Annotated in this window: 19 protein-coding genes; 12 read left to right on the top strand and 7 right to left on the bottom strand. The window is 69.2% G+C overall.

Annotated features, from left to right (window positions below; all coding sequences use genetic code 11):
* Window positions 1–12: 12 nt before the first annotated feature.
* The 5 genes from ACFU5M_RS25370 to ligD all read left to right on the top strand — a co-directional run bounded on the left by ACFU5M_RS25370 (window position 13) and on the right by ligD (window position 4,010).
* On the top strand, window positions 13–246 hold the full coding sequence (locus ACFU5M_RS25370) for a hypothetical protein (protein ID WP_379053178.1): 234 nt from the start codon (window positions 13–15) through the stop codon (window positions 244–246).
* Window positions 247–264: 18 nt separating this feature from the next.
* A complete protein-coding gene (locus ACFU5M_RS25365) occupies window positions 265–1,365 on the top strand; it encodes an SPFH domain-containing protein (RefSeq protein ID WP_379053176.1) in 1,101 nt (366 codons plus the stop codon).
* 32 nt (window positions 1,366–1,397) lie between these two features.
* Window positions 1,398–1,799, top strand: coding sequence for a cold-shock protein (locus ACFU5M_RS25360; RefSeq protein WP_379053200.1), 402 nt, complete (start codon window positions 1,398–1,400; stop codon window positions 1,797–1,799).
* Between the two features lie 127 nt (window positions 1,800–1,926).
* Window positions 1,927–3,012, top strand: coding sequence for an ATP-dependent DNA ligase (locus ACFU5M_RS25355; protein ID WP_379053175.1), 1,086 nt, complete (start codon window positions 1,927–1,929; stop codon window positions 3,010–3,012).
* Window positions 3,009–4,010: a non-homologous end-joining DNA ligase gene (gene ligD / locus ACFU5M_RS25350; protein ID WP_379053173.1), complete on the top strand. Its 1,002-nt coding sequence runs from the start codon at window positions 3,009–3,011 to the stop codon at window positions 4,008–4,010. Before ACFU5M_RS25355 ends, ligD begins: the two co-directional genes overlap by 4 nt.
* 9 nt (window positions 4,011–4,019) lie before the next feature.
* Here the strand turns inward: ligD and ACFU5M_RS25345 are convergent, their stop codons facing one another.
* The 3 genes from ACFU5M_RS25345 to ACFU5M_RS25335 form a co-directional block, all read right to left on the bottom strand.
* Window positions 4,020–4,775, bottom strand: a complete 756-nt coding sequence (locus ACFU5M_RS25345) for a DUF4190 domain-containing protein (protein WP_379053171.1) — start codon at window positions 4,773–4,775, stop codon at window positions 4,020–4,022.
* 490 nt (window positions 4,776–5,265) lie between these two features.
* Window positions 5,266–5,928 carry a TetR/AcrR family transcriptional regulator gene (locus tag ACFU5M_RS25340; protein ID WP_379053169.1) on the bottom strand — a complete coding sequence of 221 codons (663 nt, stop codon included), beginning with the start codon at window positions 5,926–5,928 and terminating at the stop codon, window positions 5,266–5,268.
* Window positions 5,912–7,057 carry an acyl-CoA dehydrogenase family protein gene (locus ACFU5M_RS25335; protein ID WP_379053168.1) on the bottom strand — a complete coding sequence of 382 codons (1,146 nt, stop codon included), beginning with the start codon at window positions 7,055–7,057 and terminating at the stop codon, window positions 5,912–5,914. Before ACFU5M_RS25335 ends, ACFU5M_RS25340 begins: the two co-directional genes overlap by 17 nt.
* Before the next feature lie 353 nt (window positions 7,058–7,410).
* On the opposite strand from ACFU5M_RS25335, the gene ACFU5M_RS25330 reads away from it, so the two are divergent.
* From ACFU5M_RS25330 to ACFU5M_RS25320, 3 genes are all read left to right on the top strand, one after another.
* Window positions 7,411–8,343 carry an alpha/beta fold hydrolase gene (locus ACFU5M_RS25330; RefSeq protein WP_379053167.1) on the top strand — a complete coding sequence of 311 codons (933 nt, stop codon included), beginning with the start codon at window positions 7,411–7,413 and terminating at the stop codon, window positions 8,341–8,343.
* Window positions 8,344–8,452: 109 nt separating this feature from the next.
* Window positions 8,453–9,883, top strand: coding sequence for an SDR family NAD(P)-dependent oxidoreductase (locus ACFU5M_RS25325; RefSeq protein WP_379053165.1), 1,431 nt, complete (start codon window positions 8,453–8,455; stop codon window positions 9,881–9,883).
* Window positions 9,884–9,929: 46 nt separating this feature from the next.
* On the top strand, window positions 9,930–10,316 hold the full coding sequence (locus tag ACFU5M_RS25320; protein WP_379053163.1) for a DUF2784 domain-containing protein: 387 nt from the start codon (window positions 9,930–9,932) through the stop codon (window positions 10,314–10,316).
* 9 nt (window positions 10,317–10,325) lie between these two features.
* Here ACFU5M_RS25320 and ACFU5M_RS25315 read toward each other — a convergent pair whose 3' ends face one another.
* Window positions 10,326–11,084, bottom strand: a complete 759-nt coding sequence (locus ACFU5M_RS25315) for a thioesterase II family protein (protein WP_379053162.1) — start codon at window positions 11,082–11,084, stop codon at window positions 10,326–10,328.
* A 592-nt stretch (window positions 11,085–11,676) separates the two neighbouring features.
* Entirely contained in the window at window positions 11,677–12,219 is a 543-nt protein-coding gene (locus ACFU5M_RS25310) for a hypothetical protein (RefSeq protein ID WP_379053160.1), read from the bottom strand.
* Between the two features lie 571 nt (window positions 12,220–12,790).
* On the opposite strand from ACFU5M_RS25310, the gene ACFU5M_RS25305 reads away from it, so the two are divergent.
* On the top strand, window positions 12,791–14,131 hold the full coding sequence (locus tag ACFU5M_RS25305) for a CoA transferase (protein ID WP_379053158.1): 1,341 nt from the start codon (window positions 12,791–12,793) through the stop codon (window positions 14,129–14,131).
* 209 nt (window positions 14,132–14,340) lie between these two features.
* On the opposite strand, the gene ACFU5M_RS25300 is transcribed toward ACFU5M_RS25305, so the two are convergent.
* Complete coding sequence (locus tag ACFU5M_RS25300; protein ID WP_379053157.1) at window positions 14,341–14,916, bottom strand: TetR/AcrR family transcriptional regulator; 576 nt, start codon at window positions 14,914–14,916, stop codon at window positions 14,341–14,343.
* Window positions 14,917–15,032: 116 nt separating this feature from the next.
* Between ACFU5M_RS25300 and ACFU5M_RS25295 the strand changes: the two genes are divergently transcribed.
* The 3 genes from ACFU5M_RS25295 (at window position 15,033) to ACFU5M_RS25285 (ending at window position 18,143) form a co-directional block, all read left to right on the top strand.
* A complete protein-coding gene (locus ACFU5M_RS25295) occupies window positions 15,033–16,085 on the top strand; it encodes a nucleoside hydrolase (RefSeq protein WP_379053156.1) in 1,053 nt (350 codons plus the stop codon).
* Entirely contained in the window at window positions 16,082–16,966 is an 885-nt protein-coding gene (locus tag ACFU5M_RS25290; protein WP_379053154.1) for an amidohydrolase family protein, read from the top strand. The genes ACFU5M_RS25295 and ACFU5M_RS25290 overlap by 4 nt, the downstream gene beginning before the upstream one ends.
* A gap of 379 nt (window positions 16,967–17,345) precedes the next feature.
* Window positions 17,346–18,143: an endonuclease/exonuclease/phosphatase family protein gene (locus tag ACFU5M_RS25285; RefSeq protein WP_379053152.1), complete on the top strand. Its 798-nt coding sequence runs from the start codon at window positions 17,346–17,348 to the stop codon at window positions 18,141–18,143.
* A 158-nt stretch (window positions 18,144–18,301) separates the two neighbouring features.
* Here the strand turns inward: ACFU5M_RS25285 and meaB are convergent.
* On the bottom strand, window positions 18,302–19,254 hold a 953-nt coding region (gene meaB, locus ACFU5M_RS25280; protein ID WP_379053150.1), incomplete at its 5' end, for a methylmalonyl Co-A mutase-associated GTPase MeaB.

The raw sequence follows: 19,254 nt of genomic DNA, 5'->3' as shown, positions 1-19,254 counted from the left end.
GGAGATCCTGGGATGACCGACCCGGTGGTGGGATTGACGGGTACGCTCACATCGCCGATCCGGGGCGCCGGGACGCTAAGTGAGGTCCTGGTCGCGATTCGAGGGGGAACCGAGCTGTACATCGCACAGTCCACCGAGCCGATCCAGGCAGGTGCGGCCGTGCTGGTCATCGCGGTCCATCCGGGGCGCGTCGTCGACGTCGTCCCGTGGATTCCGCTCACCCCGGACACGGCCGGAGAAACCTGAAAAGTAAGGGAGACAGACGTGCTGGGGTACCACGTACCGGACCCGGACGAGGCGATGCTGGTCAGCGGCGCCAAGAGCCGCGACAACGCGCCGTTCAAAGTGATCATCGGGCGGGGCGCCTGGGTGATTCCGCTGTTCCGCAAGGTGCGCTACCTGTCGCTGGCGATGTTCGAATCCGAGATCAAGGAGCGCTGCGTCACCAAGCAGGCGATCCAGCTCGACGTCCGCGCGGTGATCGCGTTCAAGGTCGCCAACGACACCCAGTCCATCGTGAACGCCGCACAGCGGTTCCTCTCCGAGCAGGAGCGGGAGATGTCGGTGCTGACCGGGCGCATCTTCTCCGGCCACCTGCGGTCGATCGTGGGCTCGATGACGGTCGAGGAAATCATCCGGGAGCGCCAGAAACTGGCCGACGAAGTGCTCGTCGCGTCGAAAGTCGAGATGAGCAATATCGGCCTGTGGGTCGATTCCTTCCAGATCCAGTCCATCGATGACGGCAACCTCGGCTATATCGCCGCGCTCGCCGCGCCGCACAATGCCGCCGTGCAGCGCGACGCGCAGATCGCGCAATCGCAGGCCGCGCAGGTGTCGGCGCAAGCCGAGCAGGAATCCCAGCGCAGGCAGGCGGAATATCAGCGCGAGACGGCGATCCTGCGCGCGCAATACCAGCGCGATATCGACAAGGCCAACGCGGAGGCCGCGCAGGCGGGCCCGCTGGCCGAGGCGATGGCGTTGCAGGAGGTGCTCACCGCGCAGGCCGAGCAGGCGCGCAAAGAGGCCGAGTTGCGGGAGCAGCAATTGCAGGCCGAGGTAGTGAAACCCGCTCAGGCCGAAGCGGATCGGGTGCGCATCCTGGCCGAGGCCGAAGCCGACCGCACCCGCATCCAGGCCGCGGCGGCCGCGTCGAACAACCGGATCGCGCTCGACCAGTTGTTGATCGAACAACTTCCCGAAATCGTGAAGCAGGCGTCCCACGGCCTGGCGAACGCGAATCTCACCGTGCTGAACGGACCGGACGGAGTGGGCGAACTGGTGAACGGAATGGTCGGTCAGGGACTGACCGTTTTCCAATCGTTGCAAAAGGCGCTTTCCACCGACGACGGCGAAAAGGCGGGTTAAAGTTGCCCGGTAGCGACGGCGACGAGGAGCGGGTGTTGGTGTCCATCGGGAAATTGGTGTCGTTCGACAGCTCTCGGGGATTCGGATTCATTCGGCCGGAGGACGGTGGACCCGACGTGTTCGTCCACGTCAACGACATCGGCTTGGACGAGGACGAATTGCGGCAGGGGCGGGTGTTCGAATTCGAGGTGACCGAAGGCGACCGCGGACCCAAGGCGGTCAATCTCACCGTGGTCGGCGGATCGTCCGCGCCCCCGGCGCGGCACAAGGGAAAGGACCGCCCCGGCTCCGGACCGCTCACCGTCGCCGAGCACAAACGCCTGATCACCGAACTGCTCCTGGACGCGAGTCCCGCCCTCACCGCGGGCGAGATCCTGACCATCCGCGACCGTCTCACCGCGTTCGCCGACCAGCAGGGCTGGCTGGAGAACTGAGCGGCTGACTCCACGCTCGGTGTCGGTGCGGCCGCCTACGATCGAGCCGAGGCCACGGCCACAGACCGATGAGTTCGTTCGGCGCGCGCCGTCGGTATGGGTGAGGATCGAATCCGAGGAGGATCGCGTGGATCTACCGGTTCTGCCACCAGTGCGGCCGATGCTGGCCAAAACCGCGCCGGCGGTCCCGCGCGAGCCGGGCCTGAGCTACGAACCCAAATGGGACGGCTTCCGCTGCATCGTGTTCCGCGACGGGGCCGAAGTGGAGCTCGGCTCGCGCAACGACCGACCCCTGACCAGGTATTTCCCCGAGGTCGCCGAGTTGCTGAAGCAGGCGCTGCCGGACCGCTGCGTGGTGGACGGCGAGATCGTGGTGGTCACCGAACAGGGGTTGGACTTCGACACCCTGCAGAACCGCCTGCACCCGGCCGCGTCCCGGGTCGCCAAGCTGGCCGCGGAGACGCCGGCCAGTTTCGTCGCCTTCGATCTGCTCGCGCTCGGCGACAAGGACCTGACCGGCGAACCGTTCGCCGAACGCAGGCGGCGGTTGGAGACCATCCTGGACACCGCGCTCGCGCGCGTCCACCTCACTCCGATCACCCACGATCCCGACGTGGCCGAGGACTGGTTCACCCGTTTCGAGGGGGCCGGATTCGACGGCGTGATGGTCAAATCCGACGACCTCGCCTACCTCCAGGACAAGCGGGTGATGTTGAAGGTCAAGCACGAGCGCACCGCCGACTGCGTGGTGGCGGGCTTTCGCTGGCACAAGGACGGGGCGGGTGTCGGTTCGCTGCTGCTCGGGCTCTTCGACGACGACGGCCACCTGCACCACGTCGGCGTGGCCAGCAGCTTCACCGCGGCCCGGCGTAAGGAACTGGTCGAGGAGCTGGCGCCGTTGCGGGAGAACGCGCTGGACAACCATCCTTGGCGGCAGTGGGCCGACGCCGCGGCGCAGGCGGCCGCGGACGGCAAGATGCCCGGCGGCGTCAGCCGCTGGACCGGCGGCAAGGATCTGTCCTGGGAGGCGCTGCGGCCGGAACTGGTCGCCGAGGTGCGCTACGAGCACGTGCAGTCGGGGCGGCTGCGCCACGGCGGCAGGCTGGTGCGCTTCCGGGCCGACCGGACCCCGGAATCGTGTACCTACGCGCAGCTCGACGAAGTCGCGCCTGCGGAATTGAGCACGTTGTTCGGCGAAGGCGCGGCACGATGACCGAGTCCGTCGATATCGAGACCGACGGCCGGACGGTCACGATCAGCAACCCGGGCAAGATCTATTTCACCAAGCGCGGCGAGACGAAACTCGACCTGGTGCGGTACTACCAGGCGATCGCCGAACCGTTCCTCGAAGTGGTCGGCGGCAGGCCGCTGCTGCTGGAGCGCTACCCGGACGGGGCATCGGGCAAATCCTGGTTTCAGAAGCGGGTGCCGAAGTCCGCGCCGGAGTGGCTGCGCACCGTGGAGGTGTCCACACCGAACGGCACCACCAGCGACGCCCTCGTCGCCCAGGATCTCGCCCATATCCTGTGGGCGGTGAACCAGGGGTGCCTCGGCTTCCACGTCTGGCCCAACCGGGCCGACAATCTGGAGATCGCCGACGAGTTGCGCATCGATCTCGATCCCTCGCCGGGCATCACCTTCGCCGACCTACGGCAGGCCGCGATCCGCACCAGGGATCTGCTGGCCGAACTCGGCATCGAATCCTGGATCAAGACCTCCGGGTCACGCGGCTTGCATCTCTACTCCGCGCTGGAGCCGAAATGGGACGGCTATCAGGTGCGTGCCGCCGCGGTGGCGCTGGCGCGCGAATTGGAGCGCCGGTATCCCGAGGACATCACCGCCCAATGGTGGAAAGAAGAACGCGGCAAACGGGTATTCATCGATTTCAACCAGAACGCTCCGCACAAAACGGTTTTCGGCGCCTGGTGCGTGCGGCCGAAGGTCGGCGCGCAGGTGTCGACGCCGATCAGTTGGTCCGATCTGGATTCGGTGGCGCCCGACGACCTGACCATCGCGACCGTGCCCGCGCGCTACGCCGAATACGGCGACCCGTGGGCCGGCCGCCCGCCCCAATCCATCGCCCCGCTGCTGGAGATGTCCGAACGGGACATGGCGGCCGGCCTCATGGACGCGCCGTGGCCACCGCAGTACCCGAAGATGCCCAACGAGCCACCCCGGGTGCAGCCGAGCCGCGCGAAGAAGCCCGAATAGCGTCGACGGCTATTCGGTCCACAGCACCCATGTGCCGCTGCGTCCGCTGACTTCGCACACCAAGGCCCGGCCGTCGGCGGTGCGTCCGGTCTTGGCGCCGGAGGCGTCACATTTCGAGCCCGCCTGCTGCACGGCGGTGGCCACGACGTGCGGGCCCGCCCACTGGTAGCCACCGGCGGCGGTGAGACAGATCAGTGTGCCGCCGTTGGTGGCGCTGCCGATCTTGCCGAGCTGGGCCTCGGTGCACGGCGCGCCCTTCGCGACCGGCTCCTGGCTCTCCGACGGCGTGGTCGTCACCGCGAGGCTCGGTGCGGCGGTCGTGGTGGTCACCACCGGACGCTCGACGGTCGTGGCAGTCGACGCGACGGGCGCGGGCCCGATCGAGGCCGTGCGGTTGGTCACGTCCGGCAGCCAACCACTCGTCATCAGGACGAATCCCGCCACCGCGGTGATCTCGGCTACCCCGAGCAGCAGCGCGAACATCGCCATCACCCGGCCACGGGGGTGGCTGAAGGCGATGAACCCGAACACGATGGCCACGGGGAACAATCCGAGCAGTGCCGCCACCAAGGCGATGATCGCGTAGGGATTGACGATCGGCGGAATCTCCACGCGGAGCCGTCCGGTCCGGCGCCGGCTCGGCGGCTCGGGCCAGCGCTCGTCCTCATCGTCGGACCAGCGGTCGTCGGGCTCCGGCTCCGACCAGCGATCCTCCGGCTGCGCCTGCGGCCAGCGATCCGTTTCACGCCGTTCTGCCCGTGTCATCAAGGTCCTCTCCACACCAACACACCGCGCAGGAACCTCGGACTGTCCGGACCCGCCCCGATATACCGACACAGAATAGGACGCGCACCGCGAAAAGTTGATCCGAAGTGTCCGACATTTGTGATCGGGCCGTGATAACGAACGCGCGGCTTGGGTAACCGAGGCGCATGCTGGTCGATCGGCGGCCTGCGCGATTGCCACCCTTCCGCGGAGTATTCACGTTGGATAAGGCGACGTCGAGCCGCCGGTCACTTGCCGTCGGCATGCCAGGGCCGGGAATTTGCTCGATGTAATTCCGACCCGCCGGGCATTGTGCCGTGCGCGCTCACTGTGTCCGCCTACGGCGCGGACCGTCACCGGGAACGGTTTCAACGGGCTGTGCGACCGTCGGCGTGGCGGTGAACGCCGTGCTGCCGCGGGCGCCGGGCCCTCCTCGTCGGCCCGCGCCGCCACGGTCGCTACAGCGGCGAGCGGTGATCGGTGGCGCCGTTCACTGCCTGCGGTCGACCTTGGGCAGCGATTCGGTGACCAACGTCAGCAACATGTCGCACAGCAGGTCGTGCACCTGCTCGCGGGTGAGCGTGCCACGCGTGATCCATTCCCGGCCCGCGACCTTGACCAGCCCGCCGTAGGCACGCACCATCGCGCGCAGTTGGACGTCGTGTGCCGAATGCGCGAGGCCGACCATCAGCAGTAGACGTTCGGCAGCAGCGTCGTCGGCGGCGTCCAGGATCTGCTGCACCTCGGGATCGTCGCCGACCCCCTCGTGGCTGGTCACCTTCACCCAGGTGCTGCCGTGCTCGGCGATGGTGTCGAGCAGCCAGCGCACGCTGGCGTCGACACGCTCACGCCACGAGCCGGTAGGCACGATCATGTCATCGAGCTTGGGCAGCGTCACCATCCGCCGCACCACCGCGAGGTAGAGATCGCGTTTATTGCCGAAATAGTGGTTGATCAGGCCGCGGGCCACACCGGCCCGCTGCGCCAGTTCGGCGGTGGAGACAGCCGCGTACGGGCGTTCGCCGAACATGTCGATCGCGCAGGCGAGGATTTGCGCGCGCCGCTCGTCGGGCTCGAGCCTGCGACGGCGCGGTAGCGCCGGATCGGCGCCACCGTCCGCGGTCGCGCTCGTGGTGTCAGAGAGACCGGGCAATGAGATCCTTCATCACCTCGTTGCTGCCCGCGAGGATGCGCAGGACGCGGGCGCCGGTGTAGAGCTGGGAAATCGGATACTCCGTCATGTAGCCGTAGCCGCCGAACAGTTGCAGGCAGCGGTCCACCACGATACCGAGCTGATCGGTCAGCCAGTACTTCGACATGGCCGCGCTGGGAATGTCGAGTTCGCCGCGCAGGTGCTTGTCGATGCAGTCGTCCAGGAAAGTGCGGGAGACCTTGGTGATGGTCGCGCATTCGGCGAGCTCGAACTTCGTGTTCTGCATCGCGAACAGCGGCTTGCCGAACGCTTCGCGGCCCTTGGTGTAGTCGACGGTGAGTTGCACGGCCTTCTCCATCATGGCCACCGCGATGATGGCGGTGACCAGCCGCTCCTGCGCGAGCATCTGCATCATCTGGTAGAAGCCCTGGCCCTCGGCCTCGCCGAGAAGGTTGGACGCGGGCACGCGCAGACCGTCGAAGAACAGCTCGGCGGTGTCCTGAGCCTTCCCGCCGATCTTGTCCAGGATGCGCCCGCGCTTGAAGCCGGGGGTGTCGTCGCCGACTTCGGCGAAGATCAGCGAGACACCGGCCGCGCCTTTGGCCGGGTCGGTCTTGGCGGCGATGATGATGCCGTCGCAGAGCCAGCCGTTGGTGATGAAGATCTTCGAGCCGGTGATGACGTACTCGTCGCCCTCCCGGACCGCACGGGTCTTGATGTTTTGCAGGTCGGATCCGGTGCCCGGCTCGGTCATGCCGATGGACAGCACGATGTCGCCGCTCGCGGCCTTGGGCAGCACGCGCCGCTTGAGCTCTTCGGAGCCGAACTCGTACAGGTACGGCGCGATGATCGAGCTGTGCACGGGGATACCCATCGATCCGTCGCCCGCGCGCGCCTGCTCCTCGATGATGGCGGCCTCGTGCGCGAAGGTGCCGCCCCCACCGCCGTATTCGGCCGGAATGGCGGGGCACAGCAGGCCGAGTTCACCCGCCCGGTTGTACAGCGCGCGGTCAGGGTGCCCTTGGGCGACGAATTCGTCCTCGCGGGGCACGACCTCCTTCTCGAAGAAGGTCCTCGCCAGGTCTCGTACCGCCTCGACCTCGTCGTCACTCCACGCCGCGCGTGCCATCGCTCGATCCTTCGCTCGCTCCGGTCCGGTCTCGTCACCGGTTCCGCCCCAGATTCCCGAACTATTGGCGAGTTGTCAACAAGAGTCGCACACCCTCGCAGGAGCCCTTCGAGGACGAGCCGGACCGCCGTTGCCCGACCGGGGATTTCGACGCCCGGCCGGGAGTGCGAGCAGTGGCCCACCGGCTCGGTCGGCGGAGTCGGTCCGCTCGCGGGTGAGCTGCGCCATATTCGGGCGTTTCACCTCTCCCTCGATGGGTCAATTCTTCGTACTGTCCGTATCGGAATCACACACGTCGGGCACGACGGGCAATGTGCCATCGAATCGGTAGCCGGCAGCGAAGGGGTAACGACATGGCCGAACTGCTCGACACCACCGAAACGCCCCGCCCGGACCGCACCTGGACGGTCGATCGGGACGGCGCCGATCTCGCCGTCTACGAATGGGGTGACGCCGCGGCCGAGCCCTTGGTGCTGGTGCACGGCCTCACCGACACGCACCGTGTGTGGTCCACGGTCGCGGCCCTGCTGGCCGACGGCTTCCGGGTCATCACCTACGACGTGCGCGGTCACGGACGTTCGGCCACTCCCGTGGCGCCGTCGGAGTATCGCCTCGGCCCGCTGGCGGAGGATTTCTTCGCGGTGATCGACGCCGCCAGCCCACGCAGGCCGGTGCACACCTGCGGCCACGGCTGGGGCGCCGTGCAGCTGTGGGAGGCGGTCTGCGACGAACGAGCCAACACCCGCATCGCCTCGTTCACCGCGATCGCCGGGCCGAACCTCGATCATCTGGGCCTGTGGCTACGCGCGCTGGCGCCGCGCGCCGGCCGCGAACTCGGCGATCTGGGCTGGTGGCTGCGCGGTGCGCGCTGGGCGCTGCGGCCGGGCCCGATCGTCCGAAGGCTCTACCCGCCGCGGGTGCGCGGCCTGCTCGCGCACCGATTCGGTGGTCTGGCACCGGTACCCGCGCGGGTCGCCCACAGCTGGCGCTCCGATCTCGTCGCCGGTGCGCGGATCGCCCAGGCCAATCTTCTGCACCACCTGGGGAAGCCGCGGGTGCGGCGGACGGCCGTCCCGGTCCAACTGCTCGTCGACACCACCGACCCGTTCGTGCCGACCGCCGTCTACGACAGCTCCGCGCGCTGGATCGACAAGCTGTGGCGCCGCGCCGTCCCGGCGAATCACTGGCTGCCGATCACCGAGCCGCTGCTGGTCGCCGAAGCGATCGCCAACTTCGTCGACGACCTGCGCGCCGACCGCGCCTCCATCTCTCCGCGCAGTAGCTGACCGCCGCGCTCGACCGCGGCGCGGGCGACCGGGCGACCACTGGGCAGGCGGGGTTTGCGACAATGGGCGGGTCGTCTGCCCAGCTCGATGAAGGATGTCCCCCGCCCCGATGGCCGAAAGCATGATCGATCCCGAGGACCTCGCGACCTGTCTTCGGGTCTTGGAGCAGGCCGGAACGCTCGAAAAGGACCATCCGGACTCGGTGGCCGTGCAGCGGGCGGTCGGCCACATGTTCAAAAAGCTCAAGCAGCGGCGCCGCACCGAAGCGCGCGCGGCGGTCTCGGCCGCCGACCGCGCGGTGGTCGCCGCCACCGCCACCGGATCCCCGAACCGGATCGATGACGAGACCGCGGGCCTCCCGATCAGCTCGGCCACGACCGGAGCCAGCGCGGGCACGCTGCTCCGCCCGCGTCCCTGCTACATCTGTAAGCAGCGCTACACCCAGGTCGATGCCTTCTACCACCAGCTGTGCCCGGAGTGCGCGACGAGCAGCCATACCAAACGAAACGCCCGCACCGATCTGACCGGGCGGCGGGCACTGCTCACCGGCGGCCGCGCCAAGATCGGCATGTACATCGCGCTGCGCCTGCTGCGCGACGGCGCGCACACCACCATCACCACCCGCTTCCCCAACGACGCCATCCGGCGTTTCGCCGCGATGGACGACAGCGCGGACTGGCTGCACCGGTTGCGCGTCGTCGGCATCGACCTGCGCGATCCGGCCCAGGTGGTCGCCTTGGCCGACGACGTCGCCGCCCAGGGCCCGCTGGACATCCTGATCAACAACGCCGCGCAGACCGTGCGCCGCTCCCCCGGCGCCTACAGCGCCCTCGTCGAGGCCGAGTCGGGACCGCTGCCCTCCGGCGCGCTGCCGGAGGTGGTGACCTTCGGCAAGACCATGCAGGCCCACCCCACCGCGCTGACCGCCTCGCTCACCCCCGCGCTGACCGCCGCCGACGTCGCCGAGCTGGCGTTGGTCGCGGGATCGGCGACGCCGGAACGCATCGCGCGCGGCGTCGCGATCGACGCGGGTGGCCTGGTGCCCGACCTCGCGCACAGCAACAGCTGGGTGCAGACCGTCTCGGAGGTGGATCCGACCGAACTGCTGGAAGTGCAGCTGTGCAACTCGGTCGCGCCGTTCATCCTCGCCTCCCGCTTGCGCCCGGCGATGGCCGCCGCCGGGGCGCGCCGGAAGTACGTCGTGAACGTCTCCGCGATGGAAGGGCAGTTCTCCCGCGCCTACAAGGGTCCGGGTCACCCGCACACCAATATGGCCAAGGCGGCGTTGAACATGTTGACTCGCACCAGCGCCCGGGAGATGTTCGAGCAGGACCGCATTCTGATGACCGCGGTCGACACCGGATGGATCACCGACGAGCGACCGCACTACACCAAGATCCGGCTCGCCGACGAGGGCTTCCACGCGCCGCTGGACCTGGTCGACGGCGCGGCGCGCGTCTACGACCCCATCGTGCAGGGTGAGAACGGCACCGATCTGTTCGGCTGCTTCCTCAAGGACTATCAACCCTCCCCCTGGTAGCGGTCGATCCGAAATCCCGCACCCGGCGGAGGGCTACCCTGGAGGCGTGCTCTACCGGCTCGCAGCCGACGCCACCGCCGTCACGCATTTCGCCTTCGTGGCCTACGTGGTGGTCGGCGGATTCCTCGCATGGCGCTTTCCGCGCACGATCTGGCTGCACCTGCTCGCGGTCTGCTGGGGGTTCGGCACGATCGTGGTCGGTTTCGACTGCCCGCTCACGCATCTGGAGAACTGGGCGCGCGAGCACGCCGGCCGACAGCGGTTGCCGTCGAGCGGATTCATCGACCACTACCTCACCGGCGTGATCTACCCCGAACACGCGCTCGGGTTGGTGCGCGCAGTGGCGGCCGCACTGGTGGTGGCGTCGTGGATCGGTTATGTGTGGGCGCTGCGCCGATCCGCCCCGGCCGCCCCTGTGCACGCACCGCGCTGACGCCGGTGCTCAGGCGCCGAGGTGGCGCACGACGAAGTCGGCCACCTCCGCGACATGTTCGTCCAGGTAGAAATGGCCGCCGGGGAAGGTCGCCCGGTCGAATCCTCCGCTGGTGTGCGCGCGCCATTCGTCGGCCTGCTCGGGTCGCATCGTCGGGTCCTCGGTGCCGACCAGCGCCGCGATATCGGCGCGCAGCGGCTCCCCCGGCTGGTAGCGGTAGGTCTCCACCGCTCGGTAGTCGGCGCGCACGGCGGGCAGCACGAGTTCGGCGAGGCCCGGTTCGGCGCGCAGCAGCTCGAGCGGGGCGGGATCCGAGGCCAGCCGCACCAGGTCGCCGATGAGTTCGTCGTCGGAGGCCAGGTGCAACCGCTGCGTCTCCTCGAAGGTGGGTGCGGGACGGCCGGACACGAACAGCGTGGCCACCGGCTGCCCGGCACGCTCGAGCCTGCGCGCGGTCTCGAATGCCACGGTCGCGCCCATGCTGTGCCCGAACAACGACAGCCGCGCGATCCGGCCTCGCGCGAGCACCGCTTGGGCGATCCGGTCCGCCAGTGCGACCAGGTCGGCGATCGGATCCTCCCCCAACCGGTCCTGCCGCCCCGGATACTGCACCGCGAGCACCGCGACGTCCGCCCCGAACCGCTGTGCGAGGTCCCGGTATGCCGTCGCCGACCCTCCGCCGGGCGGGAAGCACAGCAGGTGTTGCCGCGCGACCGCCTCGGATCGCAGCGTCCGCAACCAGTCCGAATCGGTGCTGCCGCCTGCCACCTTCGGCCTCCCTTCGCCGTCGTGGTCCCGCCGCGCGGCCGGACCAGACCACGGTAGTCGCCCTCGGCCGTCGGGCCTGGTCATCCTCGACGACCGGCCGCAGCCGCTCGAAGAGCACCTTGCCGGGCTCCCACCCGGTCGAACGCAAGCACCTGCTCACCGACGTGGCCGAGATCCACCGTGCCGCAGGTGAAATTGTCGGCGGGGCAACCGGCCGAGCATTGATGACGCCTGGTTCCCAGCGGTCACGATCAGCGGTGGCCGATTCCGAGGCCATCGCTCCTGGCAATTCGCGGCGCATCCTCCATGCGAGTGACCGAGACTCACGCCGTCCGAAATCTCTCATGCGTCAGCTCCGGCACTTCGTCGCCGTCGCCGAGGAATTGCGGTGGAACGGGCCGCCGAACGCCTCGGCACTCGCACAGCCGCCGCTGAGCCAGCGCATCCGCCGCCTCGAGACCGACCCGGAGCCCGTTTGTTCGACCGCGGCAGCCGCCGGGTCGAGCTCACCGAAGCCGGCCGGATCCTGCTCGCGGAGTCCCGCGATCTGCTCTCCCGCTCGGAACGGACGCGCGCGAAGCAGGCGGACGGCTCAGGACTCGCCGCGACCGGTTTGCGCGAGCCGATGCTCGAGCTCGGCCACCCGCTGCCGGTAACCGGCCAATTCGTCCAGGCGGGAATACATTTCGTCGGTCAGCTGGGCGATGCGGCCCAGGTAGCGGTGCGCCGGCCGGTCGGCCCAGTAGGCGCCGGCGCGGCCGTGTTCCACCGCACGATCGACGTCGTCGGCCGCGACTCCCGCGGCGGCCGCGTCCGCCGTCGCCGCCGTGAGCGCGGCCTCGAGCTGCTCCACGCGCAAGCGCGTCGCCTGGTCGTGACCGGCGGTCCCGAGCGACGCGCGCTCCGCGGCGAGGTCCTGGATCTCCCGAAGGTACCCGGCATTCTGGGCGTCCTGCACAGCCATCAGTTCGTAGTCGTGTTCGATCGGCGCCCGGCGAACCCGGTCCGGAAGCAGCGCGGCGCGCGGCCGCATATCGATGCCGAATACCGGAATGCGCTCCCGTGCTGTCGAGTTCTTCTTCGTTCTGGTCGTCGGCACCGTGTATTCCGCGCTTCCGGCATAGACGTTCGTCATCGTCTCTCGACCTCACATATCGGTGCCGCGCGGTTTTCCACTGCGGCCATGCTCTGCCCCCATATCCGCACGCGGCGGACAGGTCATCGGATCCGCGCGGCGTCCCGCGCCGACTGCCGCCGTGCGGCATGGGGACATGCTGGCCGATTTCTCGCGATCCGGTGCGCGTCACTATCCTCACTGGCGAGAAGTACGCTCGGGCAGCTGTTTTCATGCCGCGTCCCCGAGATTCGGCTCGGCCCTCGGTTCCCGAGAGGCCGGGGTTCTCTCGAAGACCTCGGACTCCGCAGCACCTGACCCGCTATCTCAGGGCCACGCGTCTTCGATCATGCGGTGGCCGCCCGAGCGCCAACGGCGGTCCGGCCCGGAAGAGCGCCGTCGCCGGTCGGCGACAGCCCCGCCGCATCGGGGCACGGCGCACCGGCGCGCGGAGCCGGTGTGTCTTCGAGCCGAATAGGCGCAGGTGGCCGGGGGGAGCGGCAAGGCGGCCCGCCGTCGCGGCCGTCGCTCGGGCCGGGTCGGAGGGACCACGACACTCGAGTTCTGCGAGGCGCCAACTAGGCTGAAGCGAGTGAACACGCACGCACGGCTCGTCCAGGACTACGAGGCCGGTATAGGTGTCACCGCCTCACGCATCTCCCCCGCGCCCGATCCGGGTAGCAATCTCGCCGCGACATTACCGGTCTGGGCACTGGCCGCCGGTTCGGTCGCGGCGCTGACCACGGCCGCGAACCGGATGCGGACAGCCCGCGGTATCGACCCGGTGGCGCACCGCCTCGATCCGGCCCGCATCACCGCGGCCTTCTCCAGCGAGCGTCTGCTACGCATCGATGGCCGGATGCCGACGTCGTTCGCCGACCTTTCCGGGTTCTTCCCCACCTTCGACGGCTGGGTTCGCACGCACGCCAACTATCCGCATCATCGGGCGCGGCTGTTCGCCACGCTCGGCCTGCCCGAGGCCGCGCCGGTCGACCTCGCCGTCGCTCAGATGGCCATGATCCGCGCTTCGGACCTGGAGGATCAGGCTGCGGCGCAGGGCGCCATCGCGGTCCGCGTCCGCACCGAGGAGGAATGGGTCACGAGCCCCGAGGGCCAGGCCGCGGCGGCGGGTCCGTTGGTCGCGATCGACCCGCGCGCCGACCGGGGGGCGACCGGATTGCCGGCGGGCGCCGCGCCTCTGCAACCCCTGCGGGGCGTACGGGTGCTCGACCTGACCAGGGTGATCGCGGGACCGGTCGCGACACGGGCGCTGGCATTGCTCGGCGCCGAGGTGCTGCGCGTCGATCCGCCGCAGTTGCCCGAGATCTCCTGGCAATTCGCCGACACCTGCCAGGGCAAACGTTCGACGCTGGTCGACCTGCGCACCCGCGGCATCGACGACTTGGTGGCCGCCGCGGACGTGCTGATCACCGGATACCGGCCAGGTGCGCTGGAGCGGGCCGGGGTGCGAGCGGCCGCCCGTCCCGGATTGATCCACGGGCGGGTGTCGGCCTGGGGTGAAGCCGGTCCATGGGGTGATCGTCGCGGTTTCGACAGCATCGTGCAGGCCGCGTCCGGCATCTCGATCCTCGAGGGAGCACCCGCCGTGCCGGGGGCGCTGCCCGCGCAGGCACTCGACCACGCGTCGGGTTACCTGCTCGCCGCAGGCGTGATCGACGCCCTCGTCGCGCGCAGCGACGACGGCATCGGGCGGGACGTGCGGGTGGCTTTGGCGCGCACCGCGTCCTGGCTGCTCGACGCGCCGGACCGCACACCGCGTCATGCCAAGCCCGCGCTGCCGAGCGCGGCGCATGTGGTCCGGCACGGACAGGTCGTCACCGCGCCGCCCGTGCTGGCCGAGTACCCGGATTACGCCTCCCCCGCGCCCGCCTACGGCGCGGACCATCCCGCGTGGCCGCTGCCGACGCACTGACCGTCCCGCCGGGAGGCCGCGGAAATCCCCCGCGGCAGCCCGGCGGCTTTTGTCAGCACGACGGGGCCGGCCGGGCAGCGGACGGTAGCCAGGAGGTGCGGTGCGAGCGGCGGCCGAGCCGGCACCGTGGCAACGTTCCACTATCGGCAACACCGGCCCCAGACGTCTCGCCTACGCCACATTCCCGCCGTAGAGCTGTCGAGCGAACACTAGATCTCCATCCCCGCCAGCGCGGTGACCGCCTGCGCCAGGCGGTCACCGTCCGGCAGGTTCGCCTCCGGAGCGATGGTCTGCAGCACACCGAGCCCCTGGACGAGCACGAAGTACAACTCGGCGATCGCCTCCGCCTGCTCTTCGCTCAGTCGGGGGTGCGCCTGCCGCAGCGCCTGCGCCATATCCCGGTAGGCGCCGGGCAGGCTCTGCGCGAAAAACTTCTGCAACTCCGTCGAGCGTGCGACGCGCACCAGATTCTCCAGGCTCGCCAGCATGCTGTCGCGGTTGTCGGTGAATACCGTGGGCATGCCGTTCCACAGCGCGGCGAACGCCGCCAGCGGAGCAGCGCCGCTACCCTCGCGAATCTTCGCCTCCATGCTGTCGCCGATCGCGGTGCCCAGGGCGTCGCTCAGCGCTTCGGTGATCAGCTGGTCCTTGGAGCCGAAGTGGTAGCCGATCGCCGCGAGGCTCACACCGGCCGCCGAGGCGATGTCGCGAGCGGTCGCCCTGGCGACGCCGCGCTCGACGATGACTTTCCGTGCTCCCGCCAGTAGATCCTCGCGATTTCCCATACCGACAGGCTACAACGTCTTAGACAAACGTACTAGACACATGTACTACTGCTGCGACCACCGAGCTATCGGCACCTCGGCGTCGGCCCGGCATCCCGGGTCGCTAGTCTCGTGCCGTGCGGCAGAAGATCATCCTGGACGTCGACACCGGCATCGACGATTCCCTGGCGCTGCTGTACCTGCTCGGCTCTCCCGAGGCCGAGGTCGTCGGCATCGCCGCCACCGCGGGCAACGTCGCGGCGGCGCAGGTGGCGGCGAACAATCTCGCCTGGCTGGAGATCTGCCACGCCCCCGAGATCGAAGTGGCGCTCGGCGCCGCCGATCCCCTGGCGATCCCGCTGCGCACCACCGAGGACACGCACGGACCCCAGGGCATCGGATACGCCGAACTCCCCCCATCGGCCCGACGCCTCTCGCCGCGATCGGCCGCGCTGATGTGGGCCGAGCTGGCTCGCGCGCATCCCGGCGAGATAGTCGGCCTCTGCACCGGGCCGCTGACCAACCTCGCCCTCGCCCTGCGAATCGAGCCGGATCTGCCGCTGCTACTGGACCGTCTGGTCATCATGGGCGGCGCGTTCAACCATCCCGGCAACACCACGCCCACCAACGAGTGGAATGTGCACGTCGACCCGGAGGCCGCCAAAGCGGTCTTCGACGCGTTCGCCGCGGCGCCCGCCCAGCGCAGGCCGATCGTCTGCGCGCTCGACATCACCGAGACGATCGAGATGCGACCCGAGCACCTGGTCCGCCTGGCCGAGCGGGCGAAAAGCTCTCCGGTGGAGGTCGTCTCGCCCGCCGACCCGCCCGGCACCCGCTCGGCCGCGAGCAATCCGATCGTCCGGCACGTCACCGATGCCGTGCGGTTCTACTTCGACTTCCATCACGGCTACGGACTGGGCTATCTGGCCCATATGCACGATCCGTTCGCGGCCGCGGTGGCGCTGGACCCGGCGCTGGCCCGCACCCGACCGGCGACGGTGGACGTGGAGCTGGCAGGCACGCTCACCCGCGCGACCACGGTCGCCGACTGGGCGGGCATGTGGGGCCGGGAACCGAACGCCGACATCGTGATCGGCACCGACCAGGAGCTCTTCTTCGAACGACTGCTCGCCCGGGTCGGAGACCTCGCACGAACGGTGCACCCCCCAGCGGCGCAGGAGGTCCGATGACCAGCGGCGACGACGCCACCTACCTCGCCGCCTTCCGCGCCGGGCTCGGACTGCCCGGCATCATCGACGTGCACACCCATTTCATGCCCGATCAGGTGATGCGGAAGGTGTGGGCGTACTTCGACACGGTCGGGCCGCTGACCGGCCGCGCCTGGCCGATCACCTACCGCGACGACGCCCAGGTCCGGTTGAAGACGCTGCGTGACTTCGGCGTGCGCGCGTTCACCGCACTGGTCTACCCGCACAAACCGGACATGGCGGCGTGGCTGAACGAATGGACCGCCGACTTCGCCGACCGCACCCCCGATTGCCTGCACACCGCCACGTTCTTTCCCGAGCCACAGGCAGCCGGCTATGTCGGCGAGGCGGTCGAGCGTGGCGCCCGCGTCTTCAAAGCGCACGTTCAAGTCGGCGGTTACCATCCGGGCGACCCGCTGCTGGACCCGGTGTGGGGCCTGCTGGAGGACGCGCGCGTTCCCATCGTCATCCATTGCGGCTCCGGCCCCGCGCCCGGAACCTACACCGGCCCGGAGCCGATCACCGGTGTGCTGCGGCGCTTCCCTCGCCTGCGGCTGATCATCGCGCACATGGGCACGCCCGAGTATTCCGAATTCCTCGACCTGGCCGAGGACTACGCGGACGTGCGGCTGGACACCACGATGGTGTGGACCGATTTCTCCGAGGCCGACGCCCCGTTCCCGGTGCACGAACACGGGAGGTTGCGCGCCTTCGCCGACCGCGTCCTGTTCGGCAGCGACTTTCCCAATATCCCGCACTCCTACGGCCATTCGATCCAGGCGCTCGAACGGCTCGAACTCGGCGACGACTGGCTGCGGCAGGTCTGCTACCGCAACGCGGCGACGCTGTTCGGCATCGAGTGAACGGTCCCCGCCGTCTCGGCACCGTGCACCGCCGGCCCTTATTGCCGCACCGCGACCGAACCGACGTGCGGCGATGGTCGCCCCCCGTGCAGCGCATGGACCAGCTCGAAAGCTGCTACCTGGCGCGGGGGCTGTTCGAATCGCCGAGCGGTGCGGTCCGATCGGGGCCTCGCCCCATCATTCGCGGTGGCTGCCGTCGTCGCCGGTATCGGACGTGATTTCGAAGTCGGTTCTGATCGGTGTCCGTCTACTGGCCTGGGTTGCGGCTCTGGCGGGGGCCGCTGGGATCGCGTTGCACTTCAGCGGGTCGTCGTCTCGATTATCGGTATTGGCGGCTTCGGGCGCGCCATATCTGATGGGATCGGCCGTCCTAGGTGCGGTGGCATTCGTCGCCATGCGGCAATGGAGTGGTGCGGCGGCCGCGATCGTCGTCGTTGCCATCGCGACGTGGACGCAAGCGCCGTTGTATGTCGGCCGCCCGGACAACGGGGACGGACACGCCATGACCGTGATGCAGGCCAATCTCCTTTTCGACGGAGCCGATCCCCGGGCGCTGATCGACGAGGTGCGTGCGCGCAACGTCGCTGTGCTCACGGTCGATGAACTCACGCCTACGGCGGTCGAGGATCTCGGCCGGGCAGGTCTCGATCAGGTGCTGCCGTACCGTTTCCTCTCGCCGGGAAGAACCGCGACCGGGACCGGAATCTGGAGCAGCTACCCCCTGTCGGAAACCGTGGAGTACGACGGCTTCGTACTGAACCAACTCTCGGCCACCGCCGAGATTCCGGGCGTCGGTCCGGTCACGGTGTACGCCTTTCACCCGGTGCCGCCGGTATACGGGACGCGAGTCTGGGCCGACGAATTATCGCGGCTGCGAGACATTCTCGACCGATCGCCCGCGAATCGGCCGGCGATCGCAGGCGGCGACTTCAACGCGACCTACGATCATCGGCAGTTCCGTGCCATGCTCTCCGGCCGCTTCGGCGACGCCGCCGAAGAGGCGGGCGCCGGACATCTGGTCACCTATCCGACCGACAAGCGCTGGCCGCCCTTCGTCGGCATCGACCACATCCTCGTCGCAGGCGGCCGCGCGGTCGTGGTGGAGACCATCGGACTCCCGGGAGCCGACCATCGCGCGCTGGTGGCGCAGGTCCGCTTGCACGGTGAGCAGCGGTAAGCCACACCGCGCCGTCGGCGGGGGTTCGGCCGGCCCGGAACCGTCGCGGGTCCGTCGCTCGAACGCGTCGCGGGCCGAAGTGTTCCCGCGGTACCGCGATCGATGTCCCGTGCTCGCGGTGCCGCACGGCGCGGCGTCCGCCTGCGGTGACCGGTAGGTCAGCGCCCGTCGAAGGCGCGCAGCAATTCCTCGGCGGCGAGCGCGGCGGTCAGGGTGCCGTCGCGGACTTGTTTTTCCACTTGCGTCCGAATGGCTTTCACCTCCGGGTTTTCCGCGAGCCTGCGCAGCAACTGGTCGTGCACCATGGTCCAGGTCCAGTCGACCTGCTGGCGACGACGCTTCTCGGCGAACTCCCCGGCGTCGGTGAGCACGCGGCGGTGTTCGAGCACCGTGTCCCAGAACCGGTCCAGACCGACGCCTTGCAGACCGCTCATGGTCAGCACGGGCGGCCGCCACAGCGCGTCGTGCGGATGGATCAGGCGCAGCGCACCAGCGAGTTCGCGGGCGGCGGCCTTGGCCTCGACCTCATGTTTGCCGTCGGCCTTGTTCACCGCGACCAGATCGGCGAGTTCGAGCACGCCCTTCTTGATGCCTTGCAACTGATCGCCGGTCCGGGCCAGGGTCAGGAAGCAGAACACGTCGACCATGTTCGCGACGGTGACCTCCGACTGACCCACCCCCACGGTCTCGACCAGGATCACGTCGTATCCCGCCGCCTCGAGCAGCGCGATGGTCTCGCGTGTCGCCTTGGCGACGCCGCCGAGCGTGCCCGCGGTGGGCGAAGGCCGGATATAGGCGTCACGTTCCACCGACAAGCGCGCCATCCTGGTCTTGTCACCGAGGATGGAGCCGCCGGTCCTGGTCGAGGACGGGTCGACCGCGAGCACCGCGACCCGGTGGCCCTGCTCGATCAGGTACATGCCGAGCGCGTCGATGAAAGTCGACTTGCCCACGCCCGGAACGCCCGTGATGCCGACGCGGTTGGAGGGCGCGCCCCCGGCGCCCGCCTCCGGCGAAACCTTCAGCAGCAGTTGCTGCGCAAGCGCCCGGTGATCGGCCCTGGTGGATTCCACCAACGTGATCGCCCGCGCCAGAGCCGGAGAGCGAGAGC

Source organism: Nocardia sp. NPDC057455 (assembly GCF_042802775.1).
Taxonomy (GTDB): Bacteria; Actinomycetota; Actinomycetes; order Mycobacteriales; family Mycobacteriaceae; genus Nocardia.
This window is presented reverse-complemented; position numbering and strand designations above follow the sequence as displayed.

Excerpts from the sequence above, each read along its gene's own strand:
- ACFU5M_RS25370 (WP_379053178.1), top strand. The coding sequence starts at position 13 with ATGACCGACCCGGTGGTGGGATTGACGGGTACGCTCACATCGCCGATC.
- ligD (WP_379053173.1), top strand. The coding sequence starts at position 3,009 with ATGACCGAGTCCGTCGATATCGAGACCGACGGCCGGACGGTCACGATC.
- ACFU5M_RS25345 (WP_379053171.1), bottom strand. The coding sequence starts at position 4,775 with ATGACACGGGCAGAACGGCGTGAAACGGATCGCTGGCCGCAGGCGCAG.
- ACFU5M_RS25335 (WP_379053168.1), bottom strand. The coding sequence starts at position 7,057 with ATGGCACGCGCGGCGTGGAGTGACGACGAGGTCGAGGCGGTACGAGAC.
- ACFU5M_RS25330 (WP_379053167.1), top strand. The coding sequence starts at position 7,411 with ATGGCCGAACTGCTCGACACCACCGAAACGCCCCGCCCGGACCGCACC.
- ACFU5M_RS25325 (WP_379053165.1), top strand. The coding sequence starts at position 8,453 with ATGGCCGAAAGCATGATCGATCCCGAGGACCTCGCGACCTGTCTTCGG.
- ACFU5M_RS25310 (WP_379053160.1), bottom strand. The coding sequence starts at position 12,219 with ATGACGAACGTCTATGCCGGAAGCGCGGAATACACGGTGCCGACGACC.
- ACFU5M_RS25300 (WP_379053157.1), bottom strand. The coding sequence starts at position 14,916 with ATGGGAAATCGCGAGGATCTACTGGCGGGAGCACGGAAAGTCATCGTC.
- ACFU5M_RS25290 (WP_379053154.1), top strand. The coding sequence starts at position 16,082 with ATGACCAGCGGCGACGACGCCACCTACCTCGCCGCCTTCCGCGCCGGG.